The 16,910-nt window shown below is 44.0% G+C and carries 20 protein-coding genes; 15 read left to right on the plus strand and 5 right to left on the minus strand.

Annotation, left to right across the window (positions count from 1 at the left end):
* Positions 1 to 43: 43 nt before the first annotated feature.
* The 9 genes from thrC (at position 44) to dnaQ (ending at position 7,823) form a co-directional block, all read left to right on the plus strand.
* Positions 44 to 1,444, plus strand: a complete 1,401-nt coding sequence (gene thrC / locus B143_RS0109505) for a threonine synthase (RefSeq protein ID WP_018123092.1) — start codon at positions 44 to 46, stop codon at positions 1,442 to 1,444.
* A gap of 15 nt (positions 1,445 to 1,459) precedes the next feature.
* Complete coding sequence (gene serA / locus B143_RS0109510; protein WP_008316721.1) at positions 1,460 to 2,686, plus strand: phosphoglycerate dehydrogenase; 1,227 nt, start codon at positions 1,460 to 1,462, stop codon at positions 2,684 to 2,686.
* A gap of 28 nt (positions 2,687 to 2,714) precedes the next feature.
* A complete protein-coding gene (locus B143_RS0109515; RefSeq protein WP_018123093.1) occupies positions 2,715 to 3,299 on the plus strand; it encodes a DUF2058 family protein in 585 nt (194 codons plus the stop codon).
* 119 nt (positions 3,300 to 3,418) lie between these two features.
* The gene (locus B143_RS0109520; RefSeq protein WP_008316719.1) at positions 3,419 to 4,306 is read left to right on the plus strand and encodes a c-type cytochrome; all 888 of its coding nucleotides are present in this window, start codon (positions 3,419 to 3,421) and stop codon (positions 4,304 to 4,306) included.
* Between the two features lie 44 nt (positions 4,307 to 4,350).
* Positions 4,351 to 5,010: a thiol:disulfide interchange protein DsbA/DsbL gene (locus B143_RS0109525; RefSeq protein WP_018123094.1), complete on the plus strand. Its 660-nt coding sequence runs from the start codon at positions 4,351 to 4,353 to the stop codon at positions 5,008 to 5,010.
* A gap of 71 nt (positions 5,011 to 5,081) precedes the next feature.
* Positions 5,082 to 5,900 (plus strand): prolipoprotein diacylglyceryl transferase, encoded by an 819-nt coding sequence (gene lgt / locus B143_RS0109530; protein ID WP_008316717.1) that lies wholly within the window; start codon positions 5,082 to 5,084, stop codon positions 5,898 to 5,900.
* Positions 5,901 to 6,695 (plus strand): thymidylate synthase, encoded by a 795-nt coding sequence (locus tag B143_RS0109535; RefSeq protein WP_018123095.1) that lies wholly within the window; start codon positions 5,901 to 5,903, stop codon positions 6,693 to 6,695. It begins immediately after the preceding gene.
* Complete coding sequence (gene rnhA / locus B143_RS0109540; protein WP_008316714.1) at positions 6,695 to 7,150, plus strand: ribonuclease HI; 456 nt, start codon at positions 6,695 to 6,697, stop codon at positions 7,148 to 7,150. Before B143_RS0109535 ends, rnhA begins: the two co-directional genes overlap by 1 nt.
* Entirely contained in the window at positions 7,143 to 7,823 is a 681-nt protein-coding gene (gene dnaQ / locus B143_RS0109545) for a DNA polymerase III subunit epsilon (protein WP_018123096.1), read from the plus strand. Before rnhA ends, dnaQ begins: the two co-directional genes overlap by 8 nt.
* Positions 7,824 to 7,867: 44 nt before the next feature.
* On the opposite strand, the gene murA is transcribed toward dnaQ, so the two are convergent.
* From murA to B143_RS0109570, 5 genes are read right to left on the minus strand one after another with little or no spacing between them, the layout of a single operon-like run.
* Positions 7,868 to 9,145 carry a UDP-N-acetylglucosamine 1-carboxyvinyltransferase gene (murA, locus tag B143_RS0109550; protein ID WP_018123097.1) on the minus strand — a complete coding sequence of 426 codons (1,278 nt, stop codon included), beginning with the start codon at positions 9,143 to 9,145 and terminating at the stop codon, positions 7,868 to 7,870.
* Positions 9,135 to 9,386: a BolA family protein gene (locus B143_RS0109555; RefSeq protein ID WP_008316709.1), complete on the minus strand. Its 252-nt coding sequence runs from the start codon at positions 9,384 to 9,386 to the stop codon at positions 9,135 to 9,137. Before B143_RS0109555 ends, murA begins: the two co-directional genes overlap by 11 nt.
* 18 nt (positions 9,387 to 9,404) lie before the next feature.
* A complete protein-coding gene (gene pyrF / locus B143_RS0109560) occupies positions 9,405 to 10,103 on the minus strand; it encodes an orotidine-5'-phosphate decarboxylase (RefSeq protein ID WP_018123098.1) in 699 nt (232 codons plus the stop codon).
* A gap of 14 nt (positions 10,104 to 10,117) precedes the next feature.
* Positions 10,118 to 11,269, minus strand: coding sequence for a tetratricopeptide repeat protein (locus B143_RS0109565; RefSeq protein WP_018123099.1), 1,152 nt, complete (start codon positions 11,267 to 11,269; stop codon positions 10,118 to 10,120).
* Between the two features lie 3 nt (positions 11,270 to 11,272).
* Positions 11,273 to 11,569 (minus strand): lipopolysaccharide assembly protein LapA domain-containing protein, encoded by a 297-nt coding sequence (locus B143_RS0109570; protein WP_008316703.1) that lies wholly within the window; start codon positions 11,567 to 11,569, stop codon positions 11,273 to 11,275.
* A 270-nt stretch (positions 11,570 to 11,839) separates the two neighbouring features.
* Between B143_RS0109570 and B143_RS0109575 the strand changes: the two genes are divergently transcribed.
* From B143_RS0109575 to B143_RS0109600, 6 genes are all read left to right on the plus strand, one after another.
* Positions 11,840 to 13,429, plus strand: coding sequence for a helicase-related protein (locus B143_RS0109575; RefSeq protein ID WP_018123100.1), 1,590 nt, complete (start codon positions 11,840 to 11,842; stop codon positions 13,427 to 13,429).
* Positions 13,430 to 13,602: 173 nt separating this feature from the next.
* Positions 13,603 to 13,794, plus strand: coding sequence for a PA3496 family putative envelope integrity protein (locus B143_RS0109580; RefSeq protein WP_008316699.1), 192 nt, complete (start codon positions 13,603 to 13,605; stop codon positions 13,792 to 13,794).
* A gap of 69 nt (positions 13,795 to 13,863) precedes the next feature.
* Complete coding sequence (gene grpE, locus B143_RS0109585; RefSeq protein ID WP_018123101.1) at positions 13,864 to 14,433, plus strand: nucleotide exchange factor GrpE; 570 nt, start codon at positions 13,864 to 13,866, stop codon at positions 14,431 to 14,433.
* A gap of 82 nt (positions 14,434 to 14,515) precedes the next feature.
* Complete coding sequence (locus B143_RS0109590; protein WP_008316695.1) at positions 14,516 to 14,941, plus strand: VOC family protein; 426 nt, start codon at positions 14,516 to 14,518, stop codon at positions 14,939 to 14,941.
* Between the two features lie 2 nt (positions 14,942 to 14,943).
* Positions 14,944 to 15,420: a transcription elongation factor GreA gene (greA, locus tag B143_RS0109595; RefSeq protein ID WP_026165790.1), complete on the plus strand. Its 477-nt coding sequence runs from the start codon at positions 14,944 to 14,946 to the stop codon at positions 15,418 to 15,420.
* Between the two features lie 2 nt (positions 15,421 to 15,422).
* Positions 15,423 to 16,598 (plus strand): AI-2E family transporter, encoded by a 1,176-nt coding sequence (locus B143_RS0109600; RefSeq protein WP_008316693.1) that lies wholly within the window; start codon positions 15,423 to 15,425, stop codon positions 16,596 to 16,598.
* Positions 16,599 to 16,910: the final 312 nt, after the last annotated feature.

Genomic DNA, 16,910 nt, shown 5'->3' on the forward strand with positions numbered 1-16,910 from the left:
AATCTCGTTCTTTCACATTGATCAGTTTGGAATGGAAAATATCATGCAATTTATTAGTACCCGAGGAAAAAGCGAGCCACAGGCGTTTTCGGATGTTGTTTTAGAGGGATTGGCCAAAGATGGTGGTTTAGCCATGCCAGAGACAGTGCCAACCGTAGATACCAAGACTTTACAAGCATGGCAATCACTCAGTTATCCTGAACTTGCCTTTAATGTGATGTCCCGCTTCATTACGGACATTCCGGCTGATGATTTAAAAGGCATTGTGGAAAGAGCATACACCGCCGAAAAATTTGGTATTGAGGAGATTGTCAGCCTCTCTAAGCTCAATGAAGATTATGTGGTCGGTTTATCTAATGGCCCAACCTTTGCCTTCAAAGACATGGCCATGCAGTTTTTGGGCGAATTGTTTCCATATTTATTGGAAAAACGCGATCAACAATTGAACATTGTGGGGGCAACATCCGGCGATACAGGCTCAAGCGCCATTCATGCCATGCGTGGCAAACCGCGCATCAATGTGTTCATGCTCAGCCCATTTGGTCGCATGAGTGATTTCCAAACAGCACAAATGTATTCAGTGCAAGATGAGAACGTCTTTAACATTGCTGTGGAAGGCGTCTTTGATGATTGCCAAGATTTGGTCAAAGCCCTCAATAACGATGCGGAATTTAAAGCGGCAAATCATTTAGGTGCAGTCAATTCCATTAACTGGGCGCGCATTTTGGCGCAAATCGTTTACTACTTTAAAGCCTATTTAGCGGCGGCAAAAGAGATTGGCGAGCCCATGGATTTTGTCATTCCATCGGGTAACTTTGGCAATATTTTTGCGGGCATTTATGCGCGCGCGATGGGTTTACCGATTCGTAAACTCATCTTAGCCACCAATGAAAACAATGTGCTTGATGAATTCTTTAAAACAGGCATTTATCGCCCGCGTGCTTCTAAAGATGTGCATTTGACCTCAAGCCCATCGATGGACATTGCCAAAGCGAGTAACTTTGAACGCTTCATCTATTTATTGCTTGGGGCAGAGCGCACGCGTCAATTGTGGGAACAGATTGAAACGCAAGGTTATTTTGATTTGACCGAAGACCCCATTTGGGCAGAGCGTGCAAACTGGAACATTGAGTCAGGTCAGAGTTTGCATGACAATCGTGTGGAAACCATCCGTAAGGTGTATGATGACTTCAATGTGGTGGTGGATCCCCACACCGCAGATGGTATTTTTGTGGCCGCACAATACAAGGATGCAGGCATCCCACAAATGTATTTAGAGACCGCTCAGCCGATTAAATTTGCACAAACTGTTGAGCAAGCCTTAGGTTTTGTGCCAGAGCGTCCTGCTGACTATGCACAGATTGAAGCATTGCCACAGCGCTTTGAAAAGTTGCCGGTCGACGCACAGTTATTGAAACAATATGTTGTTACGCAATTAAGCTAAAAAGGATTGGACCAAATGTACTCATTAGCTAAAGAAAAGATTAAGATCGTTTTATTTGAAGGCATTCACCCCTCTGCTGTGGAATGTTTGCATAAATCGGGTTACACCAATGTGGTGACCTATGCAAAAGCCCTTGAAGGTGCCGAATTGATCGAAGCCTTGAAAGATGCGCACATCATCGGGATTCGTTCACGCACACGCATCACCAAAGAAGTGCTCGATCAAGCCCCTAAATTGATGGCCATTGGTTGCTTCTGTATTGGTACGAATCAAGTGGATCTCGAAGAGACCTTAGCGCGTGCCATTCCTGTGTTTAATGCGCCGTATTCCAATACACGTTCTGTGGCTGAATTGGTGATTGCAGAGATGATCATGCTCATGCGTGGCATTCCTGAGAAAAACTATGTGTGCCATGAAGGTGGTTGGTTAAAATCTGCCAATGGTTCACATGAAGTGCGTGGTAAGACACTTGGCATCATCGGTTATGGTCACATCGGGACACAAGTGAGCATCCTTGCTGAAAGCTTTGGCATGAACGTTGTGTATTATGATACAGAAACAAAATTGGCACTTGGTAACTCTGAGCCATTAGATTTGCATCGTTTGTTAGAAGTGTCAGACATTGTGACTTTGCATGTGCCAGAAGATGCCTCTACGAAAAACTTAATGAGCCGTGAAAACCTTAACCGTATGAAAAAAGGTGCCGTGTTATTGAATGCATCACGCGGGACAGTGGTGGATTTACAAGCATTGGCAGATTTGATTGAGTCTAAACATTTAGCGGGCGCGGCGATTGACGTTTTCCCTGTTGAGCCAAAATCAAACCAAGATGAGTTCATCACGCCACTTCGTAACTTCCGCAACGTGATTTTAACGCCACACATTGGCGGTTCAACCATGGAAGCGCAAGAAAATATTGCCGTAGAAGTTGCCGTTAAATTGGTGAAATACTCAGACAATGGTTCAACCATTACAGCGGTGAACTTCCCTGAAGTGTCATTGCCTGTGAACCCTGACAGCCACCGAATTTTACACATTCACCACAACGTGCCGGGCATTTTGCGCACCATGAACAATTTAGTGTCTAACTATGACATGAACATTGATGCGCAGTACCTGCAAACAAGTGGTGACATCGGTTATGTGGTGTTAGATGTTAAATCCACAGAGCAAGATGCTGAAGCATTGTATAAAGAGATGCAACATGTTGATGGCACGATCCGTTGCCGTTTGTTGTTCTAATTTGATTGAAAAGTAAGAGGGAAGAATCGTGTCATTGCGTGATCAACTTTTAAAAGTCGGCGTTGTCAGTGAAGAACGCGCTAAAAAAGTCGACCAAGAGAGAAAAAAGGCGAAGCATCAAGCGCATCGCAACAAGGATGTAAAAGCTCAGCTTGAGGCGGAGACAAAGGCTCAAAAGGATGCGGTTCTTGCCCGCGAGGCTCAAGAGAAAGCAAAGTCAGCACAAGCGAATCAAGCGGTGCAAGCAAAACAGCAGCGTAAAGCGTTGCGTGTTGAAGCGCGCCGCATCATTGATGAGAAACGCGTCAATGTTGACAGTGCAACCGATCGCTTTAACTTTAGCCCCGATGGAAAAAAGATCCGTTACGTCAATGTGACCGCCGAGCAGCGTAAGCAGCTTGGCAATGGCAATTTAGCCATTTGTCGCAATGATCGTGACGGATTTGATATTCCTTTGATTCCAAAGGAAAATGCTGAGCATTTATTGGAAATCGAAAAATTGATGGAAGAGCGTTGGGTATATTTATTGGTGGATCCAACAGAAGAAGTGGATAACGCTGATGAGTGGGCTGCATGGGATGCTTACGAGGCGGAACTGGCCAAAGAAAAATAAATAAGCCATTGGATTACGGTGGGGAATGATGGAAAATTTGTAACATTATTTTCCCATTTGTATTAGAATAATCGATATTTTGAATATCAATGACAGAAAAAAAGTGTAGGAGAATTATTGTGCTGTCTTATAATCGTCTATTATTAGCACTCGGTACCTTAGGACTCACCATGGCATTATCAAATGCACAAAACGTGGTGGGCAATGCAGATGATGCAAAAAAAATTGTAGAAACGCAGTGTGCCGCGTGTCATGGGGTTTATGGTGAAGGTGTTGCCTCATTACCACATCAAGCTAAATTAGCAGGTCAGCACGAAAATTATCTTCGTGTTCAATTGCATGCATTAAAAGAATCAAAAGATGCCACAGGTTCTCGTTTTGAAATGACCATGAGCCCGCAAGCGAGCATGTTGTCTGATCAAGACATTGCCAACATCTCTGCTTACTACAGCAAACAACCGATGTTGTTTTATCATTTAGATGAAGATTTCAGCGCAAAACGCACACAAGCGGCGACTGATTTAGAAAAGGCCAAAAATGATTTAGCGGCGTTAGAAGCGAAAGAAGCTGAATTAAAAGCCTTAGTTAAAGCCGATGCAAACAATGCAGATGCGGCAAAAGAGTTAAAAGCCATGTCCCGTGATTTACGTGGCGCGAAAAGTGCTGTGCGTAAAGCAGAAGGTGCGAATGATGAAATCGCAGCAGCTGAAGCAAAAGCAAAAGCCTTGATGGTGCGCGGTGAGCAAATCTATTTTGGTGGCGACATGAACAAACGCATTCCTGCGTGTGCAGCGTGTCATAGCCCATCAGGTACGGGTAATGGTCCTGCGGCTTATCCTGCATTGATCGGTCAAAACTATGAGTATTTAACCAATCAATTGCACAACTTCAAAACGTATAAACGCAGCAACGATCCTGCGGGCATGATGCGTGACATTGCAGAGCGCATGAGTGAAGATGAGATCGAAGCGGTGGCCACATACATTAAGTATATGCAACCAAAATAAGTCAATCCTTTAATCAAGAGAGTGAAGCTATGTCTTTAAGATCAATGTCACAAAAACTCTTAGGCACCACATTATTGGTGGGCTCTATGTTGTTTGCCGGTGCACAATCGGTTAAATTGCCAGAAAAAGCACAATTGGTGAAAACTTCTAATCCTGAACAAGTGGAAGTGGTGGAAGTCTTTTCTTACACTTGTGGCCACTGTTATCAGTTAGAAGCGCCGGTGGCAAACTGGTTAAAAACAAAGCCTGAAGATGTGAACTTTGTGCGCATTCATATGCCAGGGGAAGGCGTTTGGGGTCAATTGTCCCGCACGTTTTTCACGTTAGAGGCGATGGGTGAATTGGAAAAAGCCCACCCTGTGATGTATCAAGCATTGATGGTGGATCGCATGCGTGACTTTGAGCCTGAGAACATTGCAGCATATTTACAGAAAAATGCAGGCATTGATGAAGCGACCTTCTTAAAGACATGGAATTCATTTCCTGTCACAGCGAGTTATAACCGCGCGTTAGACTTAGTACAAAATCAATATCAGCAAGATTACACGCCATTTTTCATCATTGATGGTGAATATTTAGTGAACGGTGAAACCTCTAAAGCAACCTCTTATGAAGGCATTGTAGAAGCGGTGGATCAAGTGTCTAAATCTTTACTCAAAGAAAAACAAGCCAAAGCGCCTGAACAGGCTGCAACAGCACAGTAATCCATGCTGCCTCATTGACCAGCAAAGGGCTTTCATTGAATAGCCCTTTTTTATTGAAATTGGAAATAGATATGATATTTACGCCGCAGATTGACCCTGTGATTTTTTCCATCGGACCGGTAGCGGTGCGTTGGTACTCTTTGATGTACATTGTGGCATTGCTCATTGCCATTGGCCTTGGCAATTATCGTGCGAAAAAGCCGGGCTCAACTTGGACAAAAGAGAATGTGGGCGATGCTGCCTTTTACCTATTCATTGGCGCTGTGCTAGGTGGGCGCGTGGGTTATGCCATTTTTTATGGCTGGGAACAGGTGTTACAAAATCCGCTCTTTATTTTAGGTTGGAATGGCCACACCGTTGAGTGGAGCGGCATGAGCTTCCATGGTGGATTGCTGGGCACATTGGTGGCGGCACTTTTGGTGCGCAAAAAGATTCAAAAAAGCTTTTGGCAAATCACCGATTTCTTTGCGCCACTTTTACCATTAGGGCTCTTTTTCGGGCGCATTGGCAATTTTATCAATGGCGAGCTTTGGGGCAAATATACGGATCAAACGTGGGGCGTGCTCTTTGAACATGCGCCTGTGGTCAATGGTTTGGTGTATCGTCATCCTTCGCAATTGTATGAGGCGATCACCGAAGGTTTATTGCTCTTCATTGCACTTTGGTGGTACACAAATAAGCCACGACCACGCTGCGCCGCATCGGGCTTGTTTTTAGCAGGTTATGGCATTGCACGTTTTATTGTAGAATTCTTCCGCGAGCCGGATGCACATTTAGGTTATCGACTCGGAACCGATTGGCTCACCACAGGGATGATCCTTTGCATTCCGATGATCGTTGCCGGATTAGGCTTAATGATTTACGCATATCGCAACAACAAAGGGCAATAGATGCAAACATATTTAGATTTACTGGCAAAGGTTAAAAATGAAGGCGCCTTCAAAGAGGACAGAACAGGCACAGGCACCTACTCCATCTTTGGGCATCAAATGCGTTTTGATTTACAAAAGGGCTTTCCTTTATTGACCACCAAAAAATTGCACTTAAAATCCATCATTCATGAATTGTTATGGTTTTTAAAAGGCGACACGAACATTCAGTATTTGACGGACAATGGCGTGCGCATTTGGAATGAATGGGCAGATGAAAATGGGGATTTAGGTCCTGTATATGGTCATCAATGGCGCAGCTGGCCAACGCAAGATGGTCAAACCATTGATCAGATTACAGAAGTGGTGAATCAGATTAAAACCAATCCTGATTCCCGTCGCCTTATTGTGAGCGCGTGGAATGTGGGCGAAGTGCCCAACATGGCATTGCCACCTTGTCATTTATTGTTCCAATTTTATGTGGCCAATGGCAAGTTGTCATGCCAATTGTATCAGCGCTCTGCGGATCTGTTTTTGGGCGTGCCATTTAACATTGCCAGCTATGCGATTTTAACTCATATGATGGCGCAAGTGTGCGATTTAGATGTGGGTGATTTTGTGTGGACGGGCGGGGATTGCCATCTATATGCCAATCACATTGAGCAGGCTGAATTGCAATTGACGCGCGAGCCATTGCCATTGCCACAGCTTAAAATCAATCCATTGAAGAAAGACATTTTCAGCTTTGAGTTTGAGGATTTTGAGTTGGTGAATTATGAATCTCATCCTCACATCAAAGCCGCAGTTGCTGTGTAATGATGGATAAAGTCTATATTTATACTGATGGTGCATGCAGCGGTAACCCAGGCAAAGGCGGTTGGGGCTGCATTTTAAAGTATCGTGGTCATGAGAAGGAATTGTCTGGTTATTGTGCAGACACCACGAATAATCGCATGGAACTGACGGCAGCCATTAAAGGTTTACAAGCGCTAAAAAAGCCGTGCCATGTGGCATTGATCACCGATTCCCGTTATGTGCAGCAAGGCATTAATGAGTGGGTCAATGGCTGGATTGCACGCGGTTGGAAAACAGCGAGTCAGCAGCCTGTGAAAAATGTGGATCTTTGGCAGCAATTGGTGATCGAGCGTGATCGCCATCTCTCCATTGATTGGCAATGGGTGAAAGGTCATGCGGGGCATCCTGAAAATGAGCGTGCCGACACATTGGCCACCGATGCAGTGAAAAATGAACGAGGGTTAAGCGATGAGTAGACAAATTGTGCTCGATACAGAAACCACAGGCATGGATCCGGCAACGGGTGATCGCATTGTGGAGATTGGTTGCGTGGAAATGGTCGATCGCATGCTGACGGGCAATCACTTTCATGTATACATCAATCCTGAGCGTGACATGCCGGTGGAAGCCTTTAAAGTGCATGGTTTGAGCGAAGAGTTTTTGAGTGATAAACCTGTATTTGCAAGCATTGCACAAGATTTTGTGGATTATATCGATGGCGCAGAGCTCATCATTCATAACGCTGCGTTTGACATGAAGTTCTTAGATCATGAGCTTAAATTGCTCAAGATGCAGACTTTGAGTGCACAATGCAGCGTGATCGACAGTTTAAAAATGGCACGCGATATGTATCCTGGGCAACGCAACAGCTTAGATGCATTGTGCCGCCGTTTAGGGATTGATAACTCTAAGCGTACGTTGCATGGCGCATTGTTAGACTCCGAAATCCTTGCCCAAGTCTTTTTAGCCATGACGGGCGGGCAGGATTCGCTCTTTGGAGGAGAAGGCGATGATGATCATGCAACGGTTTCGCTCGACCCATCCTTATTGAATGCAGCAGCTGTATTGCCAGAAGCCACACGTGTCATCTACGCAACGGCAGAAGAGATTGCCGCGCACGATGCTTTTTTTGCAAAGCTGAAAAAATAGCCATAAAAAAAGCCAGTTTTCACTGGCTTTTTTAACATTGGGCATTAAATGCGGCGAATTTTTGCGCCTAACCCTGTTAATTTACGTTCAATGCCATCATAACCACGATCTAAGTGGTAGATTTGATCCATGGTTGTGGTGCCATCTGCCACTAAGCCCGCTAAAATGAGGGCGGCAGATGCGCGTAAATCGGTGGCGGAAACTTCAGCACCGGATAAACGATCAACCCCCGTCACAATCGCCATATGATCTTCAATGCGAATGTTCGCACCCATGCGGCTCAATTCATTGGCATGCATGAAACGATTTTCAAAAATGGTTTCAATGATGGTGGATTTACCTTCCGCAATGGTGGCCAATGCCATGAACTGCGCTTGCATATCAGTGGCAAACTTTGGATAAGGTTGCGTTTTGATGTCAATGGCTTTCAGTTTTGAAGCTTTTGGGAAGACGCGAATGGCGCGTTCCATCACTTCAACGCCGCAACCTGTTTGCAAGAGTGCTTCAATGGTGGCTTCTTGATGAATTGGCGTGCAATCATTGACGATGATGTCACCAAATGTCATGGCGCCTGCCACTAAATAAGTGCCCACTTCAATGCGATCTGGCATGATGGTGTGTTCACCACCGGTTAATTGTATGACGCCATCAATCACAAGGCGGCTGGTGCCCACACCTTCAATTTGTGCGCCCAATGTGATGAGCATTTCGCATAAATCCACCACTTCAGGCTCTTGTGCGCAGTTGTCTAAGACTGTGCGGCCATCGGCTAAGACGGCAGCCATGATGATGTTTTCGGCGCCCGTCACCGTGATCATGTCAAATGTGAAATGGTTACCTTTCAATTTCGTTTGATTCGGCGTTGAGGCAAACACATAACCATTTTTCAGCTCAATGTTCGCGCCTAATGCTTCTAACCCTTTTAAGTGCTGATCCACAGGTCGGCTGCCAATGGCGCAGCCGCCCGGTAAAGAGACTTCTGCCTCACCAAATTTACTGACCAATGGACCGAGGACTAAAATGGACGCGCGCATCAATTTCACCAAATTGTGGCTCGCACGAATTTTGGTGATGCTGCGTGGGTCGATCACAACGGTATTGCCGTTGATCTCAACTTTTGCGCCCAAATCTTTTAAAAGATCTGTGAGCACAATCACATCTTGTAATTTAGGGACATTGTGCAATGTGACCGGTTCTGAGGCTAAAATGGTGGCAGCTAAAATGGGTAAAACGGCGTTTTTTGCGCCGCTTGCCACCACTTCACCAGATAATGGACCGTTGCCTTCAATGATGAGTTTAGGAACATGGCCATTAGAGTGCATGAACGCGCTCCCAGTCTGTTGGCGTATACGTGTGTACAGACAGTGCGTGGATTTCATCCGTTTGCATTGCATCGCCTAAGGTTTCATACACCAATTTATGTTGCTTTAATTTACCAAGGCCTTCAAATGCTGCGCTCACAACGATGGCATCAAAATGACGACCATCATCACCAGAGACGAGAATATAATCACATTTTAAACCGGCTTCGATTCTTTTTTGTACTTCTTCTTTAGTCATCATAATTACTGTCTCCTCAAATTAAATGGAAAGGGTAGAGAGAATGTTGTGCAATGCTTCGCGAGGATCTGCTGCACGGGTGATTGGTCTGCCAATCACTAAATAATCAGCACCGGCTGCCACAGCTTTTTGTGGCGTCATGATGCGCACTTGATCATCTGTTTTGACTGTATCATCTAAACGAATGCCAGGGCAAACCGTGCGTAAATTTGGTTGTAATGATTTGATCATGCTCGCTTCATTTGCAGAAGAAACGACGCCATCTAATCCGCATTCAGCCACTAAGTTCGCTAAACGTGTGACGATCTCATCTTTATTGCCAAGTAAGCCAATCTCATTGGCCATCTCATCGCTCATGCTCGTGAGCAATGTCACTGCGATCAATAAAGGTGGATTTGAATAACCACTTAAAATTTCTTTGGCATCACACATCATTTTGCGACCGCCAAGTGCATGCACATCCACCATCCAAACGCCCAATTCAGCTGCCACTTTCACGGCGCTCGCCACTGTGTTTGGAATGTCATGGAATTTTAAATCTAAAAATACATCAAAGCCACGTTTTTGCATGGCTTCTACAATGCTTGGGCCTGCCATGGTAAAGAGCTCTTTGCCAACTTTTAAACGGCATAAAGCAGGATCAAGTGCATCCATTAAGTTCAATGCAGCTTGCGTATGATCAACATCGATGGCAACGATGATGGGTGATGTTGTTTGCATAGAGTCCTCTGTAACTATTTTTGAAGCGCTATAATATCAGAAACCGGCGCAGCTGTATTCCATGATTGGCAGCTTGGGCAGTGCCATTGTAACGTTTTACTGATGAAGCCACACTTCTCACAACGAAACTGCGCATAGTAGTCAATCACATGATGAAATGTTTCATGATAGAGGGTGAATGTGGCTTGATGTTCGCCATCTTGTAAACTGTTGAGGTGATTGAGCAGGGTGATGCCTTGTAGATTCTTCGTGTGCGTCAATTGCTCAGTCAGATAATCGATCGCCGTTTTAAGAGAATCGGTGAGCACACATAGATGCGTTTTCCACAGTTTTAAATAAAAATAATGGGGATAACGTTCGATCATCTCATCTAGCCATGGCGCAAAACGCTGCGGCTCTACATTCATCATGGCGCGATACATGATCGGTACAATGATGGGCGTCAGTGAAGGTTGCTGCTCAGATAATAGGGTGAGCGCATCGATCACTTTATGAAACTCTTGATGGGTGAGCGCGATGTAAGCATTGATTAAACTTGCGCGGGCTAAGTTTTCATCCACAGACAAGGCGCGCGCTGACCAAAAAAGGGCTTGTTCTAAATCATGATCCGTTAAAGCTTGCTCGGCAATCTCACAATAAAGGTGGGCAACTTCTGTGGTGTAGCGCGTTTTATAATCATTGATGCGCTCATACATGCTTGCCGCTTGTAGCCAATCATTTTGCTGTTTATAAAGGGCGGCAAGCTTAAGGGCAGCCTCATCATGATACGGTGTTGAGAGTAGCTCTCTGAGCGTGCGTTCACTTCGATCAAAAATGCCAGCATGCACATAATCTTCAGACAGTGAGATCAACACTTCAGCACGCTTAGCATCATTGATGTCTAAGGAATGGAGTAAATGCTCATGCATCTCGATCGCTTTATCCACTTCCCCGCGGCGACGATACGCATCGCCAAGGGTTAAGGTAAAGTGGATGCCTTCATCTTCCACATTTAAGGGAATCGCGGAGTCAGGCGTAGATACCGGCGTTTTGACCTTCTCTTTATCAAGGTAATAACGCAGGTTTAAATATTGATGGAGCTTACGTTTACGCGAACTGTCAAGTTTTGCCGCATACCAACCAATGATTAAACCGAGCGGTAACAGGATCCAGATGTATTCAAACATAAATTAGAGGGCTTTCTCTTCTTGTAGTTTTTTGAGGGATTTTTTCGCAGCCTTCAATTCACGGCGCTGACGGAAAGACTCACCAAAACTACCAAGGCTTAAGAGTAAAGAGACAATGATGCCACACACCGCGCCGGACAAGAAGATGATGCTGATGACAGCTGGCAAGGTTAAGACGGCATCTCCAATTAAATAATCAAAGTGCACTTCGATGCCGCGGTTTAAATAGAGCACGAAGAAAATTAAGGTTAGAAAGACCAAAAAGACAACAAAGTTGATCCATTTAATAATCTTTTTCATTTATGATTCCTATGTTTGGCATGAAAATAGCGATGGTTAGGATTATACCGAAGTTATACAACTTTTGTGTGCTGTGCGTGTGAAAAAAATGACAGCTGTGATATTATTCAGTATAGTAGTTAACGAATGAACTTCATAATGTTGGAGATGGCTTGATGGTTGATCAGCCCATAAGTTCTCCGTAATTGGTATAAGTTTTTACATATTGCATCCGACGATCAGGCTTTTCAGCTGCGGATGTCCTCAAGGAATTGTTATATAAAGTTTACGATGAGTAAAAAAGTTAATATTAGCTTGTGTGACGCATTAAGCGATCATATTCAGCAGGCCGTGGATCTTTATCCTGAGTTAGAATCGTTACATTTTACCTCTGTGCTCAATAAAGATGTCTTACAGTTGTTGCGAAATGATCACAAAGCATTGGCAGATCATCGCCGAATGATCGTGGTGACAAATTCAGTCTCTGAGTGTTTTGACGTGGCCATTTTGTTGGCGAACATTTTAGGGCAAGAAAGTGTTGCGGCCGTTTATCCACATACAGTGGCAGATCATGTGTTTGCAACGCCTGTGATTGTCGCGCCAATGATGGCGTTTCAAATCGGTGAACGTCTCACTGAAGAGGTGTTACAAGCCTCTCATTTTGTGATGACCATTACCCCTGAAGGCATGAATGACATGGCGGCGATTTTAGAGCCTTGTGTGACGCAGTTATTGGCAGATTGTAAAATCTTGCCATTGATGAGTGTTGCATTGTCTGATTCTGTACAAACCTCAAAAGAAGCGGCGCCCATTGTGTTAGAAGTTGAAACGATGGTGGACGATGCGCCTGAAATTGTGGTCAAAGCACAAAGTGATGACAAAGCCATGCCAGAGATTAAAGTCTTTGTTGAGCCTGAGCCAGCATCGGTGCGCCATGAGGTGGATGCCAGCGCAGCAGAGGCAGGGCACCACATTGTGCTGGTGGATCGCAATTATAAACGCGCCTATTTACGCAATGTGCTAAAAGGTAGTGATGAAAAAACATTGGTGATCACACGCACGCGCCACAATGCCCATCGTTTAGAAGAGTATCTCTATCAAGGGAAAGTGCGTTCACGTATTTTGCATGCGAACTTATCAGAAGAAGCGAAAGAGAAAGTCATTGAGCAATTGCAATCGGGTGAATTAAAAGTGTTGTTGTTGCCAGAATCTGTGGCGCAAACGACAGATTTAAGTGACATTGGCAAAGTGATCTTCTTTGATCTACCGGATGTGGGCATTGAGTTTAAAGCGCGCGTTGAAACATTGGGTGAAAAATTCAATGTGCCAAACACCATTTCCATTGTGACCAATGATGAAACACCTTGGATTGATGCGATGGAAAGCGAATTGAAATGGACATTGCCTATTGTGCAAGCAGCGCCACCGCAACGTTCTCATAATATTTTGCGCTTGAAAGATCGCAACAATAAAGAAAAACCTGAGAAAACAGAAAAACGTGGTCGCGGGCTGCGTAAACTTGGCGGTAAAAATACGCAGAAAAAACGCAATACACCCTTTGGTCAGCGCCCGATGAAACCTGCGGAACATGACGCGCCTTATGAAGCGCAGCCACAAGACATTTCCCATCACAATGAAGATCCATTTAACAGCAATCATGGCAACTCCATTGTGAATGAAAACCGTAATCCTTTTGCCTTCGATTCATTTGAGGCGAGCGTTGCGCGCCAAAATAAAAAACGCGTCAAGCAGCTCTTTAGTCGTCGTGAAGCACCTGCGCGTGATGTGCAAGATGACTTTAATTCGCCAAAACCGGTGAAAAAGAGTGTAAAAGTTGTGCATCGTAAAAAACGTGTGTTTGACATCGATGGGAATCAATAAATCATAAATTAATCATCTTGATTGATTAAATAAATGATCGTTAAAACAAAGGGCTAGCGCAATAAACAGCGGTGGCCTTTTTTATTGTTTAAAAAATGCCCGCCATTAATATTGCTTTTTTCTCAGTTTAATATATAAGGCTTTTATAAATTTATGAAAGGGAGGTTTTACATATGAAAACTGATTTTGAAGATGACAACGATTTAATGGATGAAGATTCTGTTGAAGAGGAAGAGATTCCTGAGGTTAAGGTTTCTCAGTCACAAGCTTGGCGTGACATTGAAGCGAAGCGTGAAGAGCGTGCGCTCTTAAGACAACTTGAAAAAGAGTATGATTTAGATGGTTTAGAAGATTGGGATGACTAATCTCTTGAAAATCACAGATCGATCCTCATTATGAACAGACTATTCACTAAGTTTAGAAGGAAAAAACATATGAGTAATGCTGAAAAAGAGAAAGAGATGGCACAAGCAGAAGATGCAGCGGTGGAAACATCGATGGATGAAGCGTGCGTAGAAGCCCTTGCCGATGACACCGATTTAACGGATGAAGTGGTAAAATTAACGCAAGAGAAAGATGCTCTTTTTCAACGCTTATTGGCCTCAGAAGCGGACATGCAAAACTTGCGTCGCCGCACTGAGATCGATTTAGCGAATGCCCATAAGTTCGCCTTAGAGAAATTCGTTAAAGAATTGTTGCCATGTATTGATGCATTAGAATTTGAAATCAATGCACTTGAAAAGCAAGAGAACTTATCTGAAGAGCTTGTGAAATTTAAAGAGGGCTCTGAGCTGACGTATCGCATGTTGCTCAATGCAGTGGAAAAATTTGGTGTCAAACAAGTGCGCCCAATGGGTGAGATGTTGAACCCTGAGTTCCATCAAGCCATCACCATGATTCCAAATACGGGTAAACCGAGCAATGAAATTGTGGATGTGGTGCAAACAGGCTATACATTGAACGATCGTTTGGTGCGTGCCGCTCAGGTAGTAGTTGCGCAATAAAACGCACGCTTGATTTGTCTAAATGTAAAATGATCTATATTATCTAAAGGGTAATATGGATCATTTTTATTGAGAGGGACATATGAAATTTTTACATACAATGGTGCGCGTTTCGGATCTTGAAAAGTCGTTAGATTTTTATTGTAATGTGCTTGGATTGATCGAGACACGCAGAAAAGAATACCCTCAGTGGGAATGTACATTGGTTTATTTGGCGTGCCCAAATGATCCAACAGGTGCGGAAGTTGAGTTAACCTACAATTGGAATTCAGATGAAACGTATGGCATTGGCCGTGCATTTGGTCATTTAGCGTTTGAAGTGGATAACATTTATGAGATTTGCCAACGTGTGTTAGATGCAGGCATTGAATTGAATGTGCCACCGCGCGATGGTTGGATGGCATTTTTACGTTCACCGGATGACATTTCAATTGAGTTGTTGCAAAAAGGTGACAAGCTCGAACCGCAAGAGCCATGGATTAATATGGAAAATAAAGGTTGGTGGTAGTGATGCAAAAATTCCCGATGACAGTGGAAGGCGCAGAAGCGCTAAAAGCAGAAATTCATGAACTCAAAAGCGTGCAAAGACCTGCGATCATCGCAGCGATTGCAGAGGCAAGAGAGCATGGCGATTTAAAAGAAAATGCTGAATATCATGCAGCGCGTGAACAGCAAGGTTTCGTTGAAGCGCGTTTAGCAGATTATGAAGCGCGTTTATCAAACGCACAGATCATTGATGTTAAAGCCATTGAGCCCACCGGCAAAGTGATCTTTGGCACCACCATCACATTGTTGAATTTAGACAGTGATGATGAAGTGACATATAGAATTGTCGGTGAGCATGAAGCGAATGTCAAAAAAGGGTTGTTGTCTGTTACTTCTCCCATTGCAAGAGCATTAATTGGTAAAGAAGAGGGTGAAGAAGTTCGCATTGAGACACCAGGCGGTGTACAATTGTATGAAATTCTAACAGTTGAGCATCTCTAATAATGAATGTAAAACATTCGGCAGCAGCATTGAAGCCACTGACTTACCATCCGGTGGGTAAGTGGCTGATTATTTCCCTGCTCTTTGCAGGTGTTTTCTTTTTTCATCAATTCTTTGCACCCGGTTTAGCGGCCATCATCATTGCAGTGGTGACATGGCCTGTGTATCGAGAATTGCTCCGCATGACGGGCGGCCGCTCCATCTCTTCGGCCACCATTGCCATCATCATCATTACACTTTTGATTGTTCTGCCAGTATTTTGGCTTGGGCACTATTTGTTGTTTGAATTTCATGGTTTAAGCAATTGGTTGGTGCAGCTCAATCGTTATGGCAGTGCCACGCCTGAATGGATTAAAAATTTACCCTTAGTTGGGCATCAGCTCAATGAGTTGTGGCTTGAGTACTTAGGGAAAGAAAATGGGCTCAATGAGCTATTGCAGCTTGCCGGGCTTCAGCGTGTGACAAGTTTTGCCAACTATATATTGTCATTAGGTAAGCAGTTTGCGAGCATTGGCTTTCATCTATTGTTCATTTTGATCATTTTGTTCTTCTTATATAAAGATGGTAAAAAACTGCAAAGCAATCTAGCGAAAGTTGGACACATCATGTTTTTAGATCGCTGGGAGCGCATCTCGGGCGTTGTGCCGATTATGATTCGTTCAACCGTGACAGGCATGGTGATCATTGCCATTGGTGAAGGGATTGTCTTTGGCTTGGTGTATTGGATGGTGGGCATTCCATCATCCACTGCTTTAACCCTTGGCATCATGACGGGCATTTTTGCTTTGATTCCAGGTGGCGCGCCACTGTCAATGACGATGGTGTCTCTCTATTTAGTGGGCAGTGGATTGGTGACCCAAGGCATCATTCTCTTTTCATGGGGCACATGCCAACTCTTTATTGTGGATAAAACCATTCGTCCGCGTTTAGTGGGCGGACCTGCTAAATTACCATTTTTACCCACATTTTTTGGGTTAGTGGGTGGTTTACAAACCATGGGCTTATTAGGCTTATTCATTGGTCCTGTATTAATGGCGCTTTTATTAGTGATTTGGCGTGAGTGGGTACATGATGAAGAGCACGTCAAAATGGAAGAAAAGATTGTGGGATTGCGTAAAGGTACTCAGAAGAAAACAACATTGCGCCGTTTTATGCAAAGAAAACGACCGAATGCTTAAAAGATTGCATGATATGTGCACACAACCCGCCAGAATTGGTGGGTTTTTTTGTATGGATGGTCGTTGTTTTTAGGATAGAGCAGGGCTGTGGCACGTTGCGATGCAATTAATTTCAATTATTTTTATGCTTTATCTTGTTGTTAAATATAGTCTTTGTGAAATACTTTAAAATTAATTGAAAAAGGGTGTTGACACCTCTCTGAATTTATCTATAATGAGCACCTCTTCTGAACGAGGCGCTGCTGAAAAGCGGTGAGTTTGAAGGGTTTTGAGAGGTTGAGATGGTTGTTTAGTTTCCCTCGCTGAAAAAAA

The organism is Wohlfahrtiimonas chitiniclastica DSM 18708, from assembly GCF_000375345.1.
Taxonomy (GTDB): Bacteria; Pseudomonadota; Gammaproteobacteria; order Cardiobacteriales; family Wohlfahrtiimonadaceae; genus Wohlfahrtiimonas; species Wohlfahrtiimonas chitiniclastica.

Bases quoted from the DNA above. Each gene is read 5' to 3' on its own strand.
- greA (WP_026165790.1), top strand. From the start codon at position 14,944: ATGCAAAAATTCCCGATGACAGTGGAAGGCGCAGAAGCGCTAAAAGCA.
- thrC (WP_018123092.1), top strand. From the start codon at position 44: ATGCAATTTATTAGTACCCGAGGAAAAAGCGAGCCACAGGCGTTTTCG.
- pyrF (WP_018123098.1), bottom strand. From the start codon at position 10,103: ATGCAAACAACATCACCCATCATCGTTGCCATCGATGTTGATCATACG.
- B143_RS0109600 (WP_008316693.1), top strand. From the start codon at position 15,423: ATGAATGTAAAACATTCGGCAGCAGCATTGAAGCCACTGACTTACCAT.
- serA (WP_008316721.1), top strand. From the start codon at position 1,460: ATGTACTCATTAGCTAAAGAAAAGATTAAGATCGTTTTATTTGAAGGC.
- rnhA (WP_008316714.1), top strand. From the start codon at position 6,695: ATGATGGATAAAGTCTATATTTATACTGATGGTGCATGCAGCGGTAAC.
- B143_RS0109555 (WP_008316709.1), bottom strand. From the start codon at position 9,386: ATGATGACTAAAGAAGAAGTACAAAAAAGAATCGAAGCCGGTTTAAAA.
- B143_RS0109570 (WP_008316703.1), bottom strand. From the start codon at position 11,569: ATGAAAAAGATTATTAAATGGATCAACTTTGTTGTCTTTTTGGTCTTT.
- B143_RS0109535 (WP_018123095.1), top strand. From the start codon at position 5,901: ATGCAAACATATTTAGATTTACTGGCAAAGGTTAAAAATGAAGGCGCC.
- lgt (WP_008316717.1), top strand. From the start codon at position 5,082: ATGATATTTACGCCGCAGATTGACCCTGTGATTTTTTCCATCGGACCG.
- B143_RS0109575 (WP_018123100.1), top strand. From the start codon at position 11,840: ATGAGTAAAAAAGTTAATATTAGCTTGTGTGACGCATTAAGCGATCAT.
- dnaQ (WP_018123096.1), top strand. From the start codon at position 7,143: ATGAGTAGACAAATTGTGCTCGATACAGAAACCACAGGCATGGATCCG.
- grpE (WP_018123101.1), top strand. From the start codon at position 13,864: ATGAGTAATGCTGAAAAAGAGAAAGAGATGGCACAAGCAGAAGATGCA.
- B143_RS0109565 (WP_018123099.1), bottom strand. From the start codon at position 11,269: ATGTTTGAATACATCTGGATCCTGTTACCGCTCGGTTTAATCATTGGT.
- B143_RS0109590 (WP_008316695.1), top strand. From the start codon at position 14,516: ATGAAATTTTTACATACAATGGTGCGCGTTTCGGATCTTGAAAAGTCG.
- murA (WP_018123097.1), bottom strand. From the start codon at position 9,145: ATGCACTCTAATGGCCATGTTCCTAAACTCATCATTGAAGGCAACGGT.
- B143_RS0109580 (WP_008316699.1), top strand. From the start codon at position 13,603: ATGAAAACTGATTTTGAAGATGACAACGATTTAATGGATGAAGATTCT.
- B143_RS0109525 (WP_018123094.1), top strand. From the start codon at position 4,351: ATGTCACAAAAACTCTTAGGCACCACATTATTGGTGGGCTCTATGTTG.